The sequence below is a fragment of the Myxococcales bacterium genome (assembly GCA_022184915.1).
In the GTDB taxonomy this organism is placed as follows: Bacteria; Myxococcota_A; Polyangia; order Fen-1088; family Fen-1088; genus JAGTJU01.
Map to the genome: position 1 here is coordinate 536,745 of JAGTJU010000004.1, position 21,985 is coordinate 558,729.

A 21,985-nucleotide genomic window follows, 5' to 3' on the forward strand; every position below is an offset into this window, starting at 1 on the left:
CCCGGAAAACGGGCTGGCCGCACCGCCGCGCCGGGGGCGGCTTGGTACACTGCCGCGTTTTGAGCGACCGCCCCGAAGACCTCATGCCTTGGCCCCCGAAGCCCTCTGCGGGGCCCGACCCTTCGGAGGGAGCGCTTGCACCGGGGCGCCCCCTGGGGGTCTACGTGCACGTCCCGTTCTGCAGTGCCCGCTGCCCGTACTGTGATTTCGCCATCGACGTGCGGCGGCAGATCCCTCACGAGAGGTACGCCGAGGCCGTCATCCGCGAACTCGAGGCCAAAGCTTCCTGGTTTCAGGCCGCAGACGCGGGCCCCCTGGTGTCGCTCTACTTCGGCGGGGGCACACCGGCGTTGTGGGCGCCCGAGGCCATCGCGCGTGTCGTGAAGGCCGTGGCGCGGGCGTTCGGGCTCTCCGACCAGGCAGTCCAGGCCCTGGAAGTCACCATCGAGGCCAACCCGGGCGAGATCGACGCTTCGGGCCTGGCCGCTTTGCGTCGTGCGGGGGCGAACCGCGTGTCTTTCGGGATCCAGGCCTTCGATGGCGAACTCCTGAATGCACTCGGACGGACCCACTCCGTGGCCCAAGCCCGAGAGGTGGTGGGCTTGGCGCGGCGTGCGGGCTTTGCCCGGGTGGCGTGCGATTTGATGTTCGGGGTGCCTCACCAAACTCCTGCGCTGTGGGCCGAGAGCCTGACCCAGATGGTGGCGCTCGGGCCCGATCACGTCTCCTGCTACGCCTTGACGGTCGAGCCTTTCACCCCGTTCGGGCACCGAGAAAAACGAGGAGAGCTGCGCCGTCCGGATGACGATCAGGTGGCCGACCTCTTCGAGCAAGCCCAGGAGGCGCTCGCGGGGGCCGGTTACCGCCACTACGAGGTCTCGAGCTACGCCCGCCCGGGGGCCGAAGCCGTGCACAACACGCTTTACTGGACCCAGGGCGCCTATCTCGGCCTCGGCTGTGCGGCGGCGTCGTTCCGGCCTCTCGCGGCCGGAGGGGGATTCCGCTTCATCAACCCGCGGGCCACGGAGACCTATCTGCGGGCCGCGGCGTCGATGAACGGCAGGGTGGCCCCTGCCAAGGGGGAGTGGCGACCGCCTGAAGCCCTGGAAGAAGAGGCCGTGTGGCTCGCCCTACGGACCGCCCAGGGGCTCGATCGGAGGCTGCACGCTCTGCGCTTCGGGAGTGATCCCCTGGAATCGCCCGCTCGGGCCCAGGTGGCGGCGGGCCTGGTCTCCGCCGGCTGGCTGACGGTGACCGACCTCGTGGTGGCGCCCACCGCCCGCGGGTTGATGTTCGCCGACGAACTGGCCACCCGTCTTTGGGGGTAAGCCCGCCCAGGGCGGACCGCCGCGCACGAGCCCTTGGCCATGACCTTGGTTTTGCAGTAAACCATGAGATGTGAACGACTTGGGAAACCGTGCGAAGAAAGTGCTGCACGCGGTCGTCACCGAGTATCTTGGCTCGGGCGAGGCGGTCGGGTCCAAGACGATCACCCGCCGCTACAATTTCGACGTATCGCCAGCCACGGTCCGCAGCGTCATGGGCGAACTCGAAGAGCTGGGCCTGCTTCGCCACCCTCACGCCTCGGCGGGCCGCGTGCCAACCGAACGAGGGCTTCGGTACTACGTGGACTCGCTCTTGAGGGTCCGTGGCCTCTCGGGCGCCGAAAAAGAAGGCATCCAGAATCACTTCGTGGGCGCCTCGGACGTGGGCGACGTGGTCGAGCGCGCCCGCGACGTGCTGAGGGAGATGTCTCATCTGACGGTCGTGGTGCAGGCGCCGCGCATCGACAGCGACACCATCAGCCACCTCGAGTTCGTCAAGCTCAGGGAGGACCAGCTTCTTGCGGTCATCGCCACGAGCGCGGGGAACGTGCAGAACAAGGCCGTGCAGATTGATTTTTCGCTTGAATCGGGCGAGCTCGAGCGCATCAACAACTACCTGCGCGAGCTCGTCGCGGGCCGAACGCTGGCCGAGATCCGCGCCCGCGTGGCCGCCGAGCTGGAAGACGAGCGTACCCGCCACGACCAGGTCAAGGCGCGGGCGCTCGGTCTGGCGTCGGTGGCAGTGCCCGAGCATCACCGCGCGAGCCTCATCGTCGATGGGCAATCGAACATTCTCTCGGTGGCCGAGAGCGTCGACGGCGCGCGGACGCTGCTACGAGCCCTCGAGGAAAAAGAGTTCATCCTCAAGCTCCTGGACCGCACCTTACAGGCGCCTGGCATCTGCGTGTTCATCGGGGCCGAGGCCAACCTTGCCGATCTCACGGATGTCTCCGTGGTCACGGCTCCTTATGGCGAAGAGAACCGGCCCGTGGGCACCATCGGCGTGATCGGCCCGAGCCGCATCAACTACGCGAAAGTGATTTCGCTGGTTGACTTCACCGCAGATGTGATTACGAAGGCCCTGCCGAAACTGTAGGCCCACTCCTGGGCGGACGGGCTCTGCTTGCTCGGGCACCCTGTGGCCGTGGGCAGGGGAGCTGTTCATAATCCAGGGCTTGGGTAAGATAGCCACTCGCGGGTGTCGCGGCCGGTGCCGTGCCCCCCAGAGCGCCACATGCGTGGCCACAAGGAACTTGGATGACCGACAACGACACGATGCCCTCTTCTGAAGCCGAAACGTCCCCCGAACCCGAGTCCGCGCAGGGGGGTGAACCTCGAGAGGCGGCCGAGACGGCCCCGGCCTCACTCGAAGCCAGGTTGGCTCAGGCTGAACGCGAGCGGGACGATAACCGTGAGCGCATGCTGCGCATTGCGGCCGAATTCGAGAACTGGAAGAGGCGCGCCCGTCGCGACCAGGACGACGCCCAGTTCAAAGCCAAAGAGCAGGTGCTCAAGGACATTCTCGAAGTGGCAGACAACCTCGAGCGCGCCTTGTCTTCCATGGGAGAGTCCACTGACGCCAAAGCGGTGCGGGACGGTGTCAGTTTGGTGCTGCGGCTTTTTCAACAAAAGTTGGAACGGCACGAGGTCAGGCCGATCGAGGCCAAGGGCAAGCCCTTCGATCCCCGTGTGCACGAGGCCGTGGCCAGCGTGCCCTCGGCCGACGTGCCCGTGGGCGCCGTACTGGAAGAGTTGGTGAAAGGCTACAACCTGGGTGAGCGGCTGCTGCGTCCCGCCTCCGTGGTGGTGGCTCTGGCGCCGCCGGCTGCCACGCCGGCGAGCGGCTCCCAAGGGGACGCCTGAGCTTGTCGCGGATCATCGGGATCGACCTCGGCACCACGAACTCGTGTGTCGCGGTGATGGACGGGCTCGAGCCGCTCGTCATTCCCAACGCCGAGGGGGCACGCACAACCCCCTCCGTGGTGGGGTTCGTCGACGATCCAGAGCCCCTCGTTGGACAAATTGCCAAGCGGCAGGCGGTGACGAACCCCGAGCGTACCGTCTATGCCGTCAAGCGGCTCATGGGGCGCAAGCTCGACGATCCGAGCGTAGAGCGGCATGCATCGACCTGTGTATACCGGGTGACCGCATCCGACAACGGTGACGCCTGGGTGGAGGTGAACGCAAGGAAACATTCGCCCCCCGAGATCTCGGCGCTCGTACTGTCAAAGATGCGAAGGGTGGCCGAAGACTACCTGGGCGAGGAGGTCACCGACGCCGTGATCACCGTGCCCGCGTACTTCGACGACAACCAGCGGCAAGCCACGAAGGATGCGGGCCGGATCGCGGGCCTTCAGGTCCTGCGGATCCTCAACGAGCCCACGGCGGCCGCGCTTGCCTACGGTCGCACGTCGCTCGAGCCCAACAAGAAGATCGCCGTGTACGACCTGGGAGGTGGCACCTTCGACATCTCCTTGCTTCATCTGCACGAAGGGCTCTACCAGGTCAAGGCGACGAATGGTGACGGGTTCCTGGGTGGAGAGGACTTCGACACGCGCATCGTCGAGCACCTGCTCAAGCTCTTTGGCGACGAACACGGCATCGACCTCTCCCGAGACAGGATGGCGTTGCAGCGCTTGCGCGAAGCCGCCGAGCGCGCCAAACAAGAGCTATCGTCGGCCCTCGAAACAGAGATCAATTTGCCCTTCATCGCGGCCGGCCACGACGGGCCCAAACACCTGATCACCACACTCACGCAGGGAAAGCTGGAGTCGCTCACCGAAGCCCTGATCGAGCGCACGTTCCCTCCGTGTCAGGCGGCGCTCAAGGACGCAGGTTGGAGCCTGTCGGATGTCGACGAAGTGATCTTGGTGGGTGGGCAAACCCGCATGCCGCGGGTGCAGGCGCGCGTGGCAGAGTTCTTCGGCCGAAAACCGTCCCGGGGTGTGAACCCCGATGAGGTGGTCGCCGTGGGGGCCGCGCTTCAGGGCGCCGTGCTCTCGGGTGACAAAGACGACGTCATCCTGCTCGACGTCACGCCCCTTTCCCTCGGCGTCGAAACCGCAGGGGGCGTGTTCACTCCGCTCATCCCGCGCAACACCACGATTCCCCACCGCCGCGCTCAGATCTTCACCACGGCGGTCGACAACCAATCCTACGTCAACGTGCACGTCCTCCAAGGCGAACGCCACATGGCCAGCGATAACCGCAGTCTGGCCCACTTCCAGTTGGCCGGCATCCCTCCGGCACCTCGAGGGGCGCCCCAGATCGAGGTCTCTTTCGAGATCGACTCGAACGGCATCGTCGGCGTTTCGGCCAAAAACGTGGGCACGGGCAAGGAACAAAAGGTCATCGTACGGCCCACGAGCGGCCTGTCCGACGAGGACATCCAGCGCATCGTGGCCGAGGCCGAGCAGAACCGCGACGCCGATCGCCGCAACAAGGACCTTGCCGACGTCCGCAACGCCGCCGAGACCCTGATTTACGGAACGGAAGCGGCGCTCCGTGAGTTCGGCGCCCAAATGGACGCGGCCGTGCGCGGGGACGTCGAGGCCAAGATCCGCGCTTGCCGCACCACGGTCGAGGCGAACGACCTCGGCGCTGCACGCGAGGCCCTGTCCGCGCTCGAACAGGCGGCCCAGCGGCTGTTCGAGGCGCTACAATAGCGCCTGCACGCATGCCGGCCCCCGCCAGACGCGACTACTACGAGATTTTGCAGATCGAGCGCCACGCGTCCGACGTGGACGTCAAGGCCGCCTACCGCCGTTTGGCGCTTCGCTATCACCCTGACCGCAACCCGGGCGACGCACGCGCCGAGGAGGCGTTCAAGGAGATCTCGGAGGCGTACGCCGTGCTTTCGGACGCGGATCGCCGCGCCCGCTTCGATCGCTTTGGCCAGGCGGCACCCGATCTGCCGTTCGGACCCGGCGCCGATCTGTCGGCGGCCACGGACTTCTTCGAGGCGATCTTCGGAGATTTGTTCGGCCTCGATCGCAAAAAGAAGGCGGGCCAGGACCTGCGCTACACGCTCGAGCTTTCCTTCGAGGAGGCCGCGCTGGGGTGCACGAAGACCATTCGCTTCGAGGCTCCCGAGGATTGTCCGAGCTGTGCCGGCAGCGGGGCCGAAGGGGGCGCTGCTAACCTGGTGCGCTGTGGTGCGTGCGAAGGCCAGGGCGTGGTGCGACAGAAGGGTGTGCTGTTTTCCACGAAGCGTCCGTGCACGACCTGCGGGGGCGAGGGTGAGGTGCCGCGCACCAAGTGTCGTGCTTGTCTCGGGGCGGGCCTCATCGAGCGTCCCCGGGCTTTCGAGGTGCGGGTGCCCCCGGGCACCAGCGACGGCAGCGCGCAGCGGTTGCCGGGGCAGGGCGCCCCGGGTCGCCGTGGGGGCGCATCTGGGGATTTGAACGTCCTCGTTCGGATCAAACCCCATCCGTTTCTTCGGGAAGAAGACGGAGTGGTGATTTGCGACGTGCCCGTCAGCCTGGCAGACGCGGCCCTCGGCGCCGAGATCGATGTGCCCGTGCTCGATGGGGCCGTCCGTATGAAGGTCCCCCCGGCCACGCAGTCGGGCGCGGTGTTCCGCCTTCGGGGCCGTGGCATCGCCCGCGGGGGCGGGCCCGCAGGCGATCTCCACGTACGCCTGCAGGTGGAGACGCCCGTCAGCCTGACCGACGAGCAGCGCGAGGCGCTCGAGACGCTGCGCCGCACCTCGAGCCCGGCGCACGAGCCGCGCCGCCAGGCGTTCACCGAGGCCTTCCGCCAGCGTGAGGCCGGCCGTTGAGCGCGTCCGTCCCCGTTTCCGCGAGGCCCACCGGGCTCGTCAATGGATTTTTGTTCCTGGCGACGGTGCTCACCACCACAGCCACCGGAGCTCTGCACGTCCACGCGGACGGACGGATCGCGCCCATCGCCGACGGCCTGCCGTTTTCGGTGCCTCTCCTCGCGATCCTGCTCTGTCACGAGTTTGGCCATTACTTCGCGGCCCGCCGTCACGGTGTGCCCGCCTCTCTGCCGTACTTCGTACCGTTGCCGCCTTGGTTCGGGTTTCTCGGCACCATGGGAGCCGTCATTCGCATGCCTGAATCTCCCGCGGATCGTCGCAAGCTCTTCGACATCGCGGTGGCAGGGCCCCTCGCGGGACTCGTGGTGGCGATTCCGGTGCTGATCTATGGCCTTTCGAAGTCGCCCGTGTTGCCCATGAGCCCCTTGGCGCTCCAGGAAGGCAACTCGTTGCTGTACCTCGGCCTCAAATACCTGCAGACGGGGCGGTGGCTTCCCGACGGTGTCTACGACGTCCAATTGCATCCCACGGCCTTTGCGGGCTGGGCGGGTCTCTTGCTCACCATGCTGAACCTTTTGCCCTTCGGACAACTGGACGGGGGACATGCGATGGTGGCGCGCTTCGGAAACACGTACCCGGGCTTGTCAGTGCGACTCCACAAGCTGATGCTGGTGTTTGCCGTGGGCGCGTTTGCGTTCACCTACGTCGTGACGTCTCGGGCGATTGCGGCAGGCGGGATGCCCACGGACGGTCAGGGCACGCCGCTTCTCTCGCCAGGCGAACTGGCCTTGTCGGCAGGGATGTTCTGGGTGCTCTGGTTCGCCGTGGTGCGCCTGCTGCGGCGCTTGGGCGGAGGGGTCGAACACCCACCCGTGGAATCCGTGCCGCTCGGCCGTGTGCGCAAGGCGGTGTTCGTCCTGGTGAGCTTGCTGTTCGTGAGCATCTTCATGCCCATCCCCGTGCGGGTGTCCGTCGGCCCTCCGGTCGTCGGCCCGGGGCCTGCTTCGGCGAAGGTGCTCGGCTCGCAGGCGTCGCCACCGCCCACGTCCCCCAAGCCCTGAGTGCCCTTGCGCCTCTCAAGACATGCGCGGTGTCTGTCGATGACGCCGACAGAGCCATGGCAGAGGAAGCGCGCGCGTTGGCGCCCGACGAACGCTGCCCCAAGTGCAGCCACCGCAAGGCCAGCGCGTCCCAGGAAGCCTGCGCGCGCTGCGGCCTCGCTTTCGCCTTGTGGGACCCCGCCAGCACACCCCGGCTCGTTCCGCTCGACGACCGGGCCGAAGCTCTGTGGAAGGACGCTGTTTCGGCGTGGGACAACCCGACTGCCCACGACGCCTTTCTCAAACACTGCTCGATGGCGGGCCTGCTTCCGGCCGCCGGGCGGCGCTACCGCGAGAAGCTCGACGCCCACCCGCACGACCTGGTCGCCGCCCAGATGCAAAAGCGGGTGTTGGCCATGGCCACGGCGCTCTTGGGGGCGCCCACGCAAAAGCCCTCTGCGCCGTTCACCCGCAGTGCGGGATTCTGGCTGATCCTGCTCTCCGCGCTCTTTTTGGGCATCATCGGCGCCTTGATGTTCAAGCGGTAGCTGGCGCGAGACCGCACGCCCTCGCGGTCCGCTAGGCCGCCGCAAGGGCAGGCGTGCGCAACCACCCGCGTGCCCGCACCTCCGTCTCGTCTTGCCGGGCGTTCGCGTTCGCCGAGAAGGCATCCCAGAGCCCCTCCCAGTCCGGAGGCAACGAGAACGAGAGCACGGCGAAGGGAGTATGCGCAGGCGCAACCTCGAGCATGAATTCGGCAGGAGCCTGCCGCGCTCCGGACGTCAGCACCCCGCGCAGGCGGTGGCCGAGAGTGCCGCTGCGCTTGACGTCGGTGGACTCGAACTGGAAGAGCAGGCCGTTGGTGTTGACGGCGGTCGAGGTTGCTGCTTTGGGGCTGGTCACGTCCACCAGCAGCTGAACCGCCCGGTCGTCCCTCAAGCCCTCCATGACGAGCGGAACCCACTGCTCGAAGGTACCGGAGAGCATGACGCTGCCTCCTGCGACGGAGAGCCGGATGGCCTGACGCGGGGCTTGGGCGAGGGGCGCCGTGCGGTTGGATTTTTGCACGTTCATGACGACTAACGGAACCACGTGCCCGACGCCGTCAAGTCACCTTCCTGGCGGCGCCAGGTGGTCTGCTATAACCGGCCGCGTGAAAATGGCCCCTTTCGAGCTGCCGCTCGACGAGATCCGCCAGAGCTTGAACACGCTCCGGCGCCCCCTGCGCGTGGCCGTGTTGCGCTCGAAGAACCCCTTTAACGTGGGCTCGATCATCCGTGTGGCGCATTCGTTTCTCGCCCAGGAGATCCTGCTCGTGGGGGACGAGCCCTTCTACAAGAAGGCGGCGATGGGCATGGACCGTTACGAGAACCTCGTCTACCTGCCCGATGAAGACGCCCTCGTGACATGGGCCCGCGAACGGCGTCTGCCGCTCGTGGGCTTCGAGCGCGAGGCGGCGACGGCGGACCTGTGGACCTCGCCCCTTCCCGAGTCGTGCGTTTTGCTTTTCGGGAGCGAAAGTGACGGCCTGTCCGAGGGGTTGCTGGCCGCCTGTGATCACGTGGTGGCGATTCCCATGGCCGGCATCAACAACTCGTTTCCCATCACTGTGGCCGCGGGCATCGGCATGGCCGAGTGGACGCGCCGACACTACGGGCCTCGCAGTGGCGAGGGCGCTGCGTCTGACTAAACGCGCTCGAGGCAGACCAGCGTCTCGACGTGAGGCGTGTGGGGCAGCATGTCGAACGGCGTGGCGCGCGTGATGCGGTACCCCTGCTGCGAAAGCCACGCGAGGTCCCGGGCGAGCGTCTCGGGCAGGCAGCTGAGGTAGGCGATGCCGCGGGGCTCGGCAGCGGTCACGGCCTCCATCACCTCGGGCGCGCAGCCCGCCCGGGGGGGATTGAGCACCACGAGATCGGGCTGCCCCACGCGGGCACGCAGACCGTCACCCGCGTCGGCGGCCAGGAAGGTGAGCCGCGCGCGGCCGGTGTGTTCGCTTCGCCGCGCGTCCTCGACGGCGCTGCTGCGAATTTCGACACAGAAGGCGTCTTCGAGACAGGGCAGCTGCGCCGCCAGCACACGCGCGATCGTCCCCACGCCCGCGTAGACATCCCACACGCGTCGGACGTCACCAACCTTCCGCGCGAACGCCGCGATGGCGAGATACGCGGCCGCGGCCACGTGTCGGTTCACCTGAAAGAACGCGCGCGAGGACAGGTGGACCCGCGCGCCTGCGATCTCGTCCGCCACGAACGCTTCACCCTCCAGGGTGAACTCCTCCGCGCCGAAGATGACATCTCCGTCGGTACCGTTCACGTTGGCGACCACACCTGCGATCTCGGGCTGCGCCATCCGGAGCGCGGCAGCCAGCCCGCGCGCAGCGGCGCTCTCGGCGCGGGCGCGGGTGCGAAACACCAACGTGACGAGTACCTGTCCTACCCCGCTGGCGCGAAGGACGACGTGACGCAGTTCCGCGTGCAGGGAAGGTTGTGACGTGATCGACGCGGCGATTTGGTTCACAGTCTTCGCGAGGGGAGGCTCTACCAGGGTGCAGGCCGTCAGGTCCACCACGTCGTGGCTGCGAGGGGCGTAGCCCCCGAGCACGACCCCTCGTGAACTGGCCTGGACCACGTACTTCGCCTGGTTGCGGTACGCCACCGCGGCCGGGGACGCCTCGCAGGCGGCAAGAAGGTTCGTGGGCAGGCCGCGCGCCGCGAACGCCTCCGCCACCAACGTGTGCTTCCAGGCGCGCTGCTCCGCGAGCGCCAGGTGTTGCCAGACGCATCCTCCGCAGGTGCCGAACGCGGGGCAGCTGGGCGGCACCTCGTGAGGGCTCGGCAGCAGTGTCTCGAGAACGCGCCCCCAGGCCCTGGTGCGGCCGTTCGCGCGGTGGGGTGAGATGTGTTCGATGCGCGCGCGTAGCCTCTGTCCGGGCAAGGTACCCAAGACGAGAACCTCGTAGTCCCCGTAGGGAGCCAGGCCCGCGCCGCCCGCCTCGAGCCGAACGCAAGCAAGCTCCACCTCTTGCCCCTTCCGCAGATCGATCATTCAGCGCGCTCGTCTCAAGGTCGGCAACAAGAGCCCCAAAAAGCCCGGCAGCGCCCCCAAAAGGCCCAGCCAGAGAAAGAGCGTGCGCGGCTCGTACCACTCCGTCAAAAAGCCCACCACGGGATTCGAGATGGCGGTCATGCCGAACACCGTGACATTGATGAGGGCGAAGGCCCGGCCGTGCAGGCGGGACGGCACGACTCTCTGCACGAGCACCGTGCGCGGAATGATGATGAGCGGAATCACGAGGCCGTGAACGAACTGGGCGGCTTGAACGTGCCCCAGCGTCTTGCAGAACGCAAAGGGAACGAACGTGAGCCCGTCGAGCAGGATGCCGATCGAGAGGGTGAGCCCTTTGGGCATTCTGCGTCCCAAGGACCACAGGAGCATGCTGGCCGTGGCCATACCGAGGAAGAAAAACTTCAAGGTGCTCCCGTAAGCCGCCAAGTCGAGGCCAAGCGATTCGTAGACCAACACGGGCACGCCCACGTGCGCGAGGCCCATGATCACGAGGTTGTTCAGCGTGCCGATGAAGACGAGGGCGCCGATGGGTGGCAGGCGCATCACGTCCCGGGCGCCAGAGAAGGCCCCACGCACCACCCGGTGCAGAGGCGGAAGTGCGGGTTCGGCGCCGATGGTGGGCCCCGCGCAATCGGCTCCCTTGCGTGTCCCGGCAGCGCGGGGGAGGGCCGCGATGCAGGCGGCAGAGAACAAGAACGTCGCGGCATCCACGGTGAGCAGGTGAACGTTGCCGAGGCGAGGGGCGATGAGCGACGCGATATACGGTCCAAGTACGAAGGCCGTGTACTCGGCCAGCTGGAACGCCGAGATGGCCCGCGTGAGATGGCGGGTAGGCGTGAACTCGGGTAACAGGGCCTTGATGGCAGGATTAAAGAGCGTGGTGCCCGCCGCCAAAGCAAACACCGCCAGACCGAGCGAAGCGCCGCCCAAGCGTCCCGTGGCGTGCAAAAGAGGGATGCATCCCACGGCCACCGCGCGGAGCAGATCGGCCCACAGCATCACGCGGCGGCGATCGTAGCGGTCGACGAGCGCGCCTGCGAAGAGGCCGAACAGAATCGCCGGGGCATACTTGAGGCCCGATAGGAGCCCCGCTGCGCTCTTCGACCCGGTGACGTCGATGGCGATGAAGACGATCGCCGTCAAGAACAGCGCATCACCCAGGTGCGAGACCCCTTGGCCGAGCCAGAGCAAGCCGAAGGCGCGGCGCCACGATGGCCGGCTCACTGAATCGGCGTACGCCTCGGTCGAGGCCGAGCCGGGCTGAGGGGCGCTGGGTTCACTCACCTTTCTCGTCGCGCCTCGTATGTCATAGTTGGCCGCGCATGTCCCCCTCGTTTTGCCGTGCACGGCGCGCATACGGTCTGCACTTTGCCTTCATCGCGCTGCTGCCGGGCGTTCTGGTGGCGTCCGCCGCCGCGGCGCCCGATGGTCCCACGGAGAGCGCCCCTCGTGGCGCGCGCCCCCTGGGGCTCGACACATGGACGCTCGACAATGGGCTGAAGGTGGTGTTCGTGGCGCGGCAAGGGGCCCCCTTGACGAGTGTGCACATTGTCTACCATGTCGGATCGCGAGACGAAAAAGCAGGCACGCGGGGCATCACACGCGTGGTACGCGAGCTGATGTTGCAAGGCTCACCGCGGGTGCGGCCCGGAGGCCATTCCTACCTCATCGCGCGGGTCGGAGGGCGGCTGTCATCGCACGGAGACGAAAACGTCACGAGCTTCACCAACACCGTGCCCACGCCCTACGTCGAGCTGGCGCTCGCACTCGAAGCCGAGCGGATGCGAGGCCTGTTCTTCACGGACGAGACGGTCGCAGAGCTGCGTCAGGCGGCGCTGCGGGCGCGACAGCGGCAGGTAGAGACCAGCCCTCTCGGCAAGGCGCTGGAGTTGTTGCGGGGGAGCTTGTTCGGTGAGCACCCCTACGCGCAAAGTGGCACCGGGCACATCGCCGATCTGCGCCGGCTGTCGCGGGCTGACTGCGAGGCGTTTTTGTCGCGCCACTTCGTGCCTGCGAACGCGACCCTCGTTCTTGCGGGCGCGGGCGATGCCGAGGAGTGGAGGCGCCTCGTCGACCGGCACTTCGGGGGCTTGCGTGCCGGAACGCTGCCCAAGCACCCGCCCGCGCCAGCCGCCCACGTGGGGCAGGGCCCCCGCCGGGTAAATCTTCCCCTCGAGCTTCCCATGGTGGCCGTGGGGGCGCCGCTGCCCGCCCTCGGCTCGCGCGACCGGGCGGCGCTCATTGTGGCCGCCGAGGTCCTGGGGGGAGGCTCTGCAGGTCGCCTGCAGACGCGTCTCGTGGGGCCACAGGCGCCTGCGGTGGCGGCGGGCGGCGCCTCGTCGCTCTACGAGGATGCGGGCATGCTCGTACTCTTCGCGGTCCACGAGCGTACGCGTCCGCAGGAGGAAGTGCGCCGCGCGCTCCTCGACGAGGTGGCTTCGCTGCGAGACAGGCCCGTTCCGGCCCCCGAGCTGGCGGAAGCCCGGCTGCGGGCCGCCACGGCTGTGGCCGCCCGGCTCTCCACCGCGAGTGGTCTGGCCGCGCAGGTGGGGCGGGCTGCGGTGGTCGAGGGCGACCCGGAGTTGGCGCTGTCGGAGCCCGAGGCGCTTTTGAACGTTTCGGCCACGGACGTAGGGCGTGTGGCGAACGCTTTCTTGAAGGAAGATCGGCTGTCGGTGCTCCTGATGATGCCCGAGGCGCTCGGCCCGCAGGAGCGTGTCCCATGAGCCGGCGTTTTCTCCACGGCACGGGAGCTCCTTGGCAGCTGCCCGGCGGTGTCATCCTCGGGGTCTGCGGGCTCGTCTCGTGCGCTGTCTCTCCCGTGGCGCCCCCGCCGGCCACCCGTGGTGCTTCCCCAACGACCGGCGACGCGACAGCCCCGCGCGCCAGCCGGCCCATCGAGCCTCTGGCGCCGCTCGGGCCCATCAGCCCGGTGGCCCCGGTCGAAGCCCGGCCTGATCCGTGGTCTGCGCGCAAGGATCTCATCTCGGTTCCCTCGGATCCCAGCCCCGCCCAGTGGTCGTGGCCGGAGCAGACACGTTTTGCGCTGGCCAACGGGCTTTCGGGGCAGGTTCTTCGCAAACGTGATGTGAGCGTGGTGGCCGTCGCCCTCCGCGTGCCCGCGGGAGAGGCGAACGCCCCTGTGGCCGCCAAGGGCGCTGCGGCGCTTCTCGCCGGATGGCTCCGGGCCGGGAGCGGCGCGGGCCAGCGGCCTTTGGAGCTCCGGGTCGAGGAACTTGGGGCGACCGTATCGATGGAGGCCGATCGCTCCGGCCTGACGCTCTCCTGCCAAGCGATGGTGTCGGTCTGGCCGGGCTGCCTGTCCCTTCTTTCCGACCTTGCCCGCGCTCCGGCTTTGGCTCCTGAAGCGCTTCGCCTCGTGCGCGCCCAACGGGTGGCCGCCTTGCGGGCGGAGCTGGCGTCTCCAGCGGGCCGCGCACGCAGCTTGCTCGACAACCTCCTGTGGGGTGACGAGCATCCCGTGGGCACACCCGTCACACCGGAGGACGTCGAGCGGACGCCGGAGGCCGCGATCCGGACCTTCTGGTCGACCTGGTTCGTGCCAAATCTTGCCGAGCTCGTGGTGAGCGGCAACGTAGACCCTGTCGACGTGCAGCGCGCTGCAGACAGGGCCTTCGGGGCGTGGCGCCGGGGGCGGGGGCCAACCCGCAAACGGGCCGGGCCCTTGCCCGAAAAACGTCTGCGCATCGTGCTCGTCGATCTGCCCTCGGCCCCAACGTCCACCATCGTTTTTGGTCAGGCGCTGGGGAGGGCTACACCCCGGCAAATGGCTGCGCTCTCGGCGTTGGCCTTCGTCTACGGCGGTAGCGGCATGGGCTCACGCCTGGCCCTCGACGTGTCCACCCGCGGGCTCATCACGGCCGGAGGGGCCACGGTCGACGAGGAGTTGCAGTCCGCGTTGTTGCGGGGGCAAGTGGAAGCGCCCGTCGACCGCACCTGGGACGCCCTCCTGGCATCGGCTGAGCAGCTCGCCAGCCTTCGGGCGCAAGGGCTGACGCCGCTCGAGCTCACGGAAGCCAAGGCGCGCTCATCCGCCATCGATCCCTTCCGGCTCGAGTCCGCTGCAGGCCTTGCGGAGGCTGCCGCGAGGTCGAGCCTTGGTGCGGGGGGCGGACTTTCTGACTTTGAGGTCTTGGCAAACGCCACGGCGTCGCTCACGCATGCCGAGGTGGTCAAGGAGGCGCAGCGCTTCGACCCCGAGCGGCTTGCCGTCGTCATCGTGGGGCCCGCCACGCGCATCGCGCCCCAGCTCCAAACGGCCAAAGTGCGCTTCGAACTCGTGGGGCCGAACGATCCCCTGAGCGCAGGCGAGCGCGCCCGCCGGCGCGCGCTGATGGCGGCTCCCGCCGATGACGCTCGCACTGCGACTGCGCGGGCGCTCGTGATCCGGGCTTTGGCCGCTCAGGGTGGGGCCCCCGCATGGCGCGCGATCGAGACGTTGAAGGTCGTCAAACAAGGTGAGCGTCTTGGTGCCGGGTCCGCGGCGTCACTGACGAGCATCACCTCCTATCGCCGACCTGGCCACGTACGTGTGGAACAGAGCGCGCGCAGCGGCGACCAGGTCGCACGTGGGGGATTCGTCATGACACCCGACCGTGTGTTGGCGCTCGACGACCAGGGGAAACCGGCACCGCTGCCCGAAGACAACGCTGCCCGTTTGCGCGCGGCTGTCTTCGAGGACGTGACCTTCCTTCTGCTCAATCTCCTGGACACAAAGCCCGCGCTCCCGATGCAGCCGACGGAGCCGCTGAGAGACGGAGGACTCGAGCTGCCTGGCCTGTTGGTGCGGGTGCCCTCGGGCCAGTGGCTACGGCTCTACTTCGATCCCAAGACGAACCTGCTTGCCCGCATTCGCACGGCCGAAGGGGACGTGAACGAACAACGCCTCGGCGACTGGCGTGCCGTCAACGGGGGCCCGCTGAAGCTTCCGTTCCTGCAGAGCTCCGCGGGCGGCGGTGCTTCAGTGGCCAAGGTGATCGACGTGCAAGTCAACCCGACCTTCGCTCCCGATCTGTTCCCCTGACACCTGCGAACCCCAAGCCGCCGCAAGGTCTTGGGGTTCGGTCCCTGCGAGCCGCCCTGTGGCTGCAGGCTTCCCGGCCCTAGGTCTCGTCGGGCGGACGGTCCGACAGGGGAACGTTCGCTACGGGCTTGTGGCGAGACAAGTTTGGAATCTCTTTGGCCACGGCCAACACCCGTGGCCCCGACGGGAACACCACGTCGATCTTGCCCGACGACGCGTTTGCCACGATGCCCTCGCCGAAATTGGGATGCACGATCCGTTCGCCGGGGATGTACAAGTCACGGGCCGAGTAGGGACGGGGAGGGCGCGTGGGATCGAAAGGAGGGGGCACCGGAATCGTTGGCACTGCGCTTCGCACCGTCTTGCGGCGCAGTGAGCCCCGCGCGCCATCGGCTTCGCGGGCTGCGGCGGCCGCCTGGGCACCTTTGCGGTAGTTGTGCTGGCTTCCGCACAGCTTGCACACCACCTTCGCGATGCGGTCTCCCACCTTCGCCATGACGACGTGCCAGGTGTCTCCGCAACGGGTACAGGTGTCTTCGATGTCTTGGCCGGTGGCCGGGTTTCCCATGAGCGTCTCCCTGCTTTAGCGGCTCGAGTTACAGGTGTCCAGGATCTTTGTACGTGCCGAAGCCGTTGCGAAACACATCGCAGACCTCGCCGAGGGTCGCGCCGGATCGCGTGGCCGCGAGCACCGCATCCATGATGTTGTGCGCGCCTTCGCAAGCGCGGCGCACGTCGTCAAGTCCACGTGTCACCGCGGCCTGCGAGCGGCGGGCGCGGAACGCGTGGAGCCGCTCGAGCTGGGACTGCTCGGGTCCCTCGTCGATCTTCAGCGTTGGGGGGCTGATCTCGGGGCCCCGGTGTTGGTATTTGTTCACGCCCACCACGATCTGCTCTCCGCACTCGACTTTCCGTTGATGGTCGTAAGCCGCGTTCGCTATTTCTCTTTGGGGGTAGCCCGCTTCGATCGCGTTGGCCATTCCCCCCATCCCATCGATGCGATCCAGGTACGTCTGAGCTGCGGCTTCGATCTCGTCGGTGAGGCTCTCCACAAAGTAACTGCCGCCCAGGGGATCCACCACGTTCGAGACACCGGACTCGTCGGCGATGATCTGCTGGGTGCGCAGTGCCAGGGTGGCCGCGTCTTCCGTGGGCAAGGCGTACGTCTCGTCGTAGCTGTTGGTATGCAGGCTCTGGGTGCCCCCGAGCACGGCGGCCAGAGCCTGCAAGGTCACGCGCACGGTGTTGTTGAGGGGCTGCTGCGCGGTGAGGCTGGCCCCGGCCGTTTGGCTATGTGCCCGCAGCCGCAGCGAACGGGGATCGCGGGCGCCGAAGCGTTCGCGCATGATTCGCGCCCACATGCGCCGGGCAGCCCGCAACTTCGCGATCTCCTCGAAAAAGTCGTTGTGAATGTCCCAAAAGAAGGATAGCCGCGGCGCAAAGTCATCAACCTCGAGTCCGGCCGCACGGCCGATCTCGACGTAGCCAATTCCATTGGCCAGGGTGAATGCCAGCTCCTGAACGGCCGTCGCGCCCGCTTCGCGGATGTGGTAACCGCTGATGCTGATGCTGTTCCACTTGGGCATGTGGCGCGTGCAGTACACCAGCATGTCACCCACGATGCGAAGATGGGGCCGCAAAGGACAAATCCACTCCTTCTGCGCGATGAACTCCTTGAACATGTCGTTCTGGATCGTGCCCTGCAGCTGCGAGGGCGAGAGGCCCCGCGCTTCGGCCACCGCGACGTAGAACGCCAGAGCCACGACGGCCGAGGCGTTGATCGTCATCGACGTGCTCACTTTGTCGAGCGGAATGTCGGCGAAGAGACGGTCCATGTCCTCGAGGGTGGCCACGGCAACGCCTTCACGGCCCACCTCGCCCCGGCTCAGCGGATGGTCGGGGTCGAAGCCCATCAGGGTGGGCATGTCGAACGCGGTCGAAAGACCCGTCTGACCCTGCGAGAGCAGGTACCTGAACCGCTGGTTCGTGTCCTCGGGTGTTCCGAAGCCCGAGAACATGCGCATTGTCCAGGGCTTGCCCCGAAACATGGTTTCGTGCGGCCCCCTCGTGAAGGGATAGGCTCCAGGCTGTCCCAGGCGGGCAGCTTCCTCTGCGGGCGCCGGACGATCGGCCGGCCCGTAAACCGTCTTGCAGGGCAGCCCCGACAGGGTGTGCCGTTCCTGAACGATCGTGGCGGGCCCCTGCTCCGCGGGTGCTGGCCCTGTCGCCTCGGGGGGAGCCTGGGCCTTGTCCTCCATGCGAAACTCCAGATTACGCCCACTGCGCGCGGGGAACAAGCCAGGCCTTTGCATTGACGTGGCCCCCTGGGCTGCGGTATCTCGGCCCCATGTCGCTCGATCTCGTCGTTTTCGACCTTGACGGCACTTTGGTGGATTCCCTTCCCGACATTGCATCGGCGCTCAACGGAGCCCTGGAGGATCAAGGGCTCGCCCGGCTCACCCAGGACGTGGTCGGCACGCTGGTGGGAGACGGCATTCTGGCCCTGGCCACCCGCGCCCTGGCTCAACAAAACGCGCCCTCTCCCGTCACGGCCGAAGAGCTCGCGCGCGCCGTATGGAACCGCTACGTCCAGCACCCCTGCGTGGACACCCGTCCCTACGACGAGATCCTCGATACGCTGGCCAGCCTTCGTGCCGAAAACGTTCCCCTGGCGGTGCTCACGAACAAGCCCGGCGACATCGCCAGGCTCCTGCTCGGCTCCCTGGGGATGGACGCCCTCTTCTTGGAGATTGTGGGTGATGGCGATGGTTTTCCGAGAAAGCCCGATCCTGGCGCGCTCGTGCACCTCATGGCACGGGTCGGGGCGAAACCCGAACGAACGCTCATGGTGGGAGACGGCCTTCCCGACATGGCTGTTGCGCGGGCCGCGGGGTGTATCGCCGTTGCTGCCCTGTGGGGTTACACGCCCCGCGCCCTGTTGCTGGAACGACAGCCCGACAACGCCTTGCTTTCACCCTCGCAGCTCTTGAACCTTCCCTGAGAGGTCGCAAACGCGAACGGAGCCGCCAGCAACGCTGAGCGGCTCCGTATCGTTGTGCAGGAGGGGGAAACCTCAGGCGCGCGCGGTCGATTCAGTTGGGACCGGGTTTTCCGCGGGAACCACCACGGGAACGGGCTCGAGAGCGGCGTCGAGGACCTCGGCGATCTTCGACACGAACGTGAGCTCGACATCCCGCTTCACCGTGTCGGGGATGTCCATCATGTCCTTCTTGTTCCGCTCGGGCAGAAGCACCCGCTTGATGCCGGCACGGTGAGCGGCCAACACCTTCTCTTTGACACCCCCAATCGGCAGCACGTTGCCTCGGAGTGTGATCTCTCCCGTCATCGCCACGTCGCCGCGTACCCGCCGCCCCGTGAACAAAGACACCATCGCGGTGATCATCGCCACGCCTGCCGACGGCCCATCCTTCGAGACGCCTCCTGCCGGTACGTGCACGTGCAGGTCGGTTTTGTCGAAGTCCACGTTGATCTGGAAGTCGTCGAGGTGCGACCGCACGTAGGACAGCGCCGCGCGCACCGATTCCTTCATCACGTCACCCAGCTGACCGGTGAGGATCAGGTTGCCCTTGCCGGGCATCTGCGAGGCTTCGATGAAGAGAATGTCCCCACCCGTGGGCATCCACGCCAGGCCGGTGCAAACGCCCGGCACCTCGGTGCGTTCCGCGACCTCGGAGTAATACTTTTGCGGGCCCAGGATCTCCGCCACCCGCGCGGGGGTGATCACCGGGTCGTAGGCCTCGCTCTCGGCCACCTTCACGGCGATGCCGCGGATGACGTTTGCGATCTCGCGCTCGAGGTTACGTACACCGGCTTCGCGCGTGTACTGCTCGATCACGGTTTGTACGCCGTCGTCAGTGAAGTTCACCTGCTCAGTCGTAAGCCCATGCTCCTCGAGCTGTTTTTGCACCAGATGGCGCCGCGAGATCTGCATCTTCTCCTCGGCCGTATACCCGGGGATCTCCAGCACCTCCATGCGGTCGAGCAGGGCAGGGGGAATCGTCTCGAGCATGTTCGCCGTGGCGATGAAGATGACGTTCGACAGGTCGAAGGTGACCTCGAGGTAGTGGTCGGAGAAGCTGTTGTTCTGTTCCGGATCCAAAACCTCGAGCAAGGCGGCGGAAGGATCACCCCGGAAGTCCGAGCCCAGCTTGTCAATCTCGTCGAGCACGAACACGGGGTTCTTGGTCCCAACTTTGCGCATGCCCTGGATCACGCGACCTGGCAGGGCGCCGATGTACGTACGGCGGTGCCCGCGAATCTCGGCCTCGTCCCGAACGCCACCCAAAGACACGCGAATGAACTCGCGGCCGAGGGACTTCGCGATCGAGCGGCCGAGCGAGGTCTTACCCACGCCAGGAGGACCGGCCAGGCACAGAATGGGGCCCTTTTTGCCGGGCGCCAGCTTACGAACGGCCAGATACTCGAGAATGCGCTTTTTGACCTTCTGGAGGTCGTAGTGGTCCGAGTCCAGGATCTGGCGCGCCTGCTCGAGGTCGAGGGTATCCGAGGTCTGCTTGGCCCACGGCAGCTCCACCAGCCACTCGAGGTACGTGCGCTGCACCGTGTACTCTGCCGATGATTGGGCCATTTGGCGCAGGCGATCCAGCTGCTTGCGGGCCACCTTGACCACGTCCTCCGGCATCTCGGCCGCCTTGATCTTCTCCTCGAAGAGGTCGAGGTCGGAGGCGTCGTCGCCCTCGCCAAGCTCGTCCTGGATGGCCTTGAGCTTCTGCCGCAGCACAGCCTCGCGCTGGTGCTTCGAGAACTCTTCGCGCACCTGGCTGTCGATCTTTTGCTTGACCTTGATGAGCTCCACCTTGCGCTGGAGCAACACCAACAGATGCCGCAGCCGTTCGGCCACGTTCGTCTCTACGAGGAGCGAGGCTCGCTCCTCGGCGGTGAGATCCACCGTGGCGGCCGTGATGTCGCCGAGCCGTGCGGGGTCTTTGCTCTGATCGAGGATCTGGGCTGCCTCATCTGGGATGTCGGGCGAGATGGAAATGAGCTGCTTGGCGACGTCGTAGACAGCCATGCCGAGCCCGTCGATCTCGATGGCGTTCTCGCGCTGCTCGGGCGCCGGCTCGTAAGTGGCCGTCAGGTAGGGCTTGTCCTGCGAGAAGCTCGTGATGCGCCGTCGGTCGATGCCACGAAGCACGGCCGTGATGCGGCTTTCGGCGGCCTTGACCACCCGAACGATTTCGCCCTCGACGCAGATGGGAAACAAATCCTCTCCGGCCGGCTCTTCCACGTCGGCATCCTTCTGAGTGCCTACGAGCAAGCGCGCCCCTTTGCCAGGCAGGCTTTCGATGAGCTTGAGTGAGCTCGAGCGCCCGATCTCGACAGGCATCACGGCGCCCGGGAAGAGAACGAGATTCCTCAGAGAGAGCAGCGGCAGCGTCTTGGTCTCGGACGTCGTCATGTAAAGGTGCCTCGAAAGTTGGCCGAATCAGGCCGGTTTCAGAGTTATTGTGAACTTAGGAAACCCTCCTGGAAACCGCAAGGATTACTTCCTATTGTAAGCGCCTTGCCCAGGGGTTCGCCATGTCCGTGTTTCGCTTCGCGCGCGGAGCCGTCATGGGCCCACAGCTTCAGTTCGGCGCTTTGGGACGCTTCGTTTAGAAGCCGGCGGGGCCTGCGAGGTTTCCCTTTGCTCGGCAGGGTGCCCTGAGGGGCCGCGGGTTCCCCACCCGTGACGCCTGCGTCCCCAGGTTCCGCGCTTCCGAGCGCCGTCGGAGGACCCCTTCAGAACGGCCGAACCTTATCGGCCTGCGTTCGTTTGGCGAGTTCCTGGACCAGCCGCACGGATTCCTCGTCGTCGGGGGCAAGTCTCGGGACCACGATCTCGATCCGACACAGCTGGTCGCCGCGAGACCCGTCGGGACGTGCCATACCCTTCCCACGAAGGCGCAGCTTTCGGCCGCTCGAGGTACCAGGGGGGATGCTCAACCACACGTGACCATCGATCGTGGGGACCTGAACCTTGGCACCCAGGATCGCCTCACTGAGGCTAACGGGCAGGTCGAGTTCGAGGTCCGTATCGCTGCGGCGCAGGTGGGGGTGGGGCTCTATCTCGATCTCGAGGTAGAGGTCACCCGCGGGGCTGCGCTCGCCAGGACCCACGCCCCCCTGGCCGGTCACCCGCAAACGGCCACCGCTTTCCACCCCGGCAGGAACCTGCACCTCCACGGTCTTCCCGCTCCCGGTTTTGACTTTCCTGCGCGTGCCGTTCGCCGCCTCCTCGAGGGAGATACGCAACGTGCCCTGCATGTCGGGGCCGCGGCTGGGGCCTCGTCCGCCACCCGAAAAGCCCCCACGTCCCCCGAACAGGTTTGCAAAGATGTCCCCGAGATCGCCACCCACGTCCTGCGAGACCCGGAATCCGCCGCCCCCGCCCCCGCGCCCGCCCATCCCCCCGAAGATTTGGGCGAACAGGTCTGGGTCGAACCCCTGCGGCATACCATCGGTGCCCATCGGCGCCCGCCGAAGGCGGTCGTATTCGGCGCGCTTTTTGGTGTCACCCAGCACCTCGTAAGCCTGGGAGACGTCCTTGAACCGCTCGGTCTTGCTTTTGTCGCCGCCGGTCGCGTCGGGGTGGAACTCCTTGGCCAGCTTGCGGTAAGCCTTTTTGATGTCGGCCTCGCTTGCCGTCTCGGACACCCCGAGTGCTTTGTAAAGATCCTTCATGGCGGTGGGAAAAGTCAGTAGT

At 66.9% G+C, this 21,985-nt stretch carries 18 protein-coding genes; 11 read left to right on the forward strand and 7 right to left on the reverse strand.

Going from position 1 to position 21,985, the window contains the following annotated elements; translation table 11 throughout:
* Window positions 1-83 precede the first annotated feature (83 nt).
* The 7 genes from hemW (at window position 84) to KA712_17430 (ending at window position 7,693) form a co-directional block, all read left to right on the forward strand.
* Window positions 84-1,328 (forward strand): radical SAM family heme chaperone HemW, encoded by a 1,245-nt coding sequence (hemW, locus tag KA712_17400; protein MCG5054741.1) that lies wholly within the window; start codon window positions 84-86, stop codon window positions 1,326-1,328.
* Window positions 1,329-1,407: 79 nt separating this feature from the next.
* A complete protein-coding gene (gene hrcA, locus KA712_17405; GenBank protein ID MCG5054742.1) occupies window positions 1,408-2,421 on the forward strand; it encodes a heat-inducible transcriptional repressor HrcA in 1,014 nt (337 codons plus the stop codon).
* A gap of 161 nt (window positions 2,422-2,582) precedes the next feature.
* Window positions 2,583-3,188, forward strand: coding sequence for a nucleotide exchange factor GrpE (gene grpE, locus KA712_17410; protein MCG5054743.1), 606 nt, complete (start codon window positions 2,583-2,585; stop codon window positions 3,186-3,188).
* Between the two features lie 2 nt (window positions 3,189-3,190).
* Complete coding sequence (dnaK, locus tag KA712_17415) at window positions 3,191-4,990, forward strand: molecular chaperone DnaK (protein MCG5054744.1); 1,800 nt, start codon at window positions 3,191-3,193, stop codon at window positions 4,988-4,990.
* A gap of 11 nt (window positions 4,991-5,001) precedes the next feature.
* Window positions 5,002-6,105 carry a molecular chaperone DnaJ gene (dnaJ, locus tag KA712_17420; GenBank protein ID MCG5054745.1) on the forward strand — a complete coding sequence of 368 codons (1,104 nt, stop codon included), beginning with the start codon at window positions 5,002-5,004 and terminating at the stop codon, window positions 6,103-6,105.
* Window positions 6,102-7,166 (forward strand): site-2 protease family protein, encoded by a 1,065-nt coding sequence (locus KA712_17425; GenBank protein MCG5054746.1) that lies wholly within the window; start codon window positions 6,102-6,104, stop codon window positions 7,164-7,166. The genes dnaJ and KA712_17425 overlap by 4 nt, the downstream gene beginning before the upstream one ends.
* A 29-nt stretch (window positions 7,167-7,195) precedes the next feature.
* A complete protein-coding gene (locus KA712_17430; GenBank protein ID MCG5054747.1) occupies window positions 7,196-7,693 on the forward strand; it encodes a hypothetical protein in 498 nt (165 codons plus the stop codon).
* A 31-nt stretch (window positions 7,694-7,724) separates the two neighbouring features.
* On the opposite strand, the gene KA712_17435 is transcribed toward KA712_17430, so the two are convergent.
* Window positions 7,725-8,213: a hypothetical protein gene (locus tag KA712_17435; GenBank protein MCG5054748.1), complete on the reverse strand. Its 489-nt coding sequence runs from the start codon at window positions 8,211-8,213 to the stop codon at window positions 7,725-7,727.
* An 85-nt stretch (window positions 8,214-8,298) separates the two neighbouring features.
* Here KA712_17435 and KA712_17440 point away from each other — a divergent pair, with 85 nt between their 5' ends.
* Window positions 8,299-8,835, forward strand: coding sequence for a TrmH family RNA methyltransferase (locus KA712_17440; protein MCG5054749.1), 537 nt, complete (start codon window positions 8,299-8,301; stop codon window positions 8,833-8,835).
* Here the strand turns inward: KA712_17440 and rlmD are convergent.
* Together rlmD and KA712_17450 are read right to left on the reverse strand one after the other, a co-directional pair.
* Window positions 8,832-10,193: a 23S rRNA (uracil(1939)-C(5))-methyltransferase RlmD gene (gene rlmD, locus KA712_17445; GenBank protein MCG5054750.1), complete on the reverse strand. Its 1,362-nt coding sequence runs from the start codon at window positions 10,191-10,193 to the stop codon at window positions 8,832-8,834. The two genes, KA712_17440 and rlmD, sit on opposite strands and share 4 nt — an antisense overlap.
* Window positions 10,194-11,498, reverse strand: a complete 1,305-nt coding sequence (locus tag KA712_17450) for an MFS transporter (protein ID MCG5054751.1) — start codon at window positions 11,496-11,498, stop codon at window positions 10,194-10,196. It lies immediately after the preceding gene.
* A 38-nt stretch (window positions 11,499-11,536) separates the two neighbouring features.
* On the opposite strand from KA712_17450, the gene KA712_17455 reads away from it, so the two are divergent.
* Both KA712_17455 and KA712_17460 read left to right on the forward strand, forming a co-directional pair.
* On the forward strand, window positions 11,537-12,940 hold the full coding sequence (locus KA712_17455) for an insulinase family protein (GenBank protein ID MCG5054752.1): 1,404 nt from the start codon (window positions 11,537-11,539) through the stop codon (window positions 12,938-12,940).
* Window positions 12,937-15,258, forward strand: coding sequence for an insulinase family protein (locus KA712_17460; GenBank protein MCG5054753.1), 2,322 nt, complete (start codon window positions 12,937-12,939; stop codon window positions 15,256-15,258). Before KA712_17455 ends, KA712_17460 begins: the two co-directional genes overlap by 4 nt.
* Before the next feature lie 79 nt (window positions 15,259-15,337).
* Here KA712_17460 and KA712_17465 read toward each other — a convergent pair whose 3' ends face one another.
* Together KA712_17465 and KA712_17470 are read right to left on the reverse strand one after the other, a co-directional pair.
* Entirely contained in the window at window positions 15,338-15,826 is a 489-nt protein-coding gene (locus KA712_17465) for a hypothetical protein (GenBank protein ID MCG5054754.1), read from the reverse strand.
* A 28-nt stretch (window positions 15,827-15,854) separates the two neighbouring features.
* Entirely contained in the window at window positions 15,855-17,570 is a 1,716-nt protein-coding gene (locus tag KA712_17470) for a methylmalonyl-CoA mutase (protein ID MCG5054755.1), read from the reverse strand.
* A gap of 35 nt (window positions 17,571-17,605) precedes the next feature.
* Here KA712_17470 and KA712_17475 point away from each other — a divergent pair, with 35 nt between their 5' ends.
* A complete protein-coding gene (locus tag KA712_17475; GenBank protein MCG5054756.1) occupies window positions 17,606-18,259 on the forward strand; it encodes an HAD-IA family hydrolase in 654 nt (217 codons plus the stop codon).
* 72 nt (window positions 18,260-18,331) lie between these two features.
* Here KA712_17475 and lon read toward each other — a convergent pair whose 3' ends face one another.
* On the reverse strand, window positions 18,332-20,698 hold the full coding sequence (gene lon, locus KA712_17480; protein ID MCG5054757.1) for an endopeptidase La: 2,367 nt from the start codon (window positions 20,696-20,698) through the stop codon (window positions 18,332-18,334).
* Between the two features lie 323 nt (window positions 20,699-21,021).
* A complete protein-coding gene (locus tag KA712_17485; GenBank protein MCG5054758.1) occupies window positions 21,022-21,963 on the reverse strand; it encodes a J domain-containing protein in 942 nt (313 codons plus the stop codon).
* Window positions 21,964-21,985 lie beyond the last annotated feature (22 nt).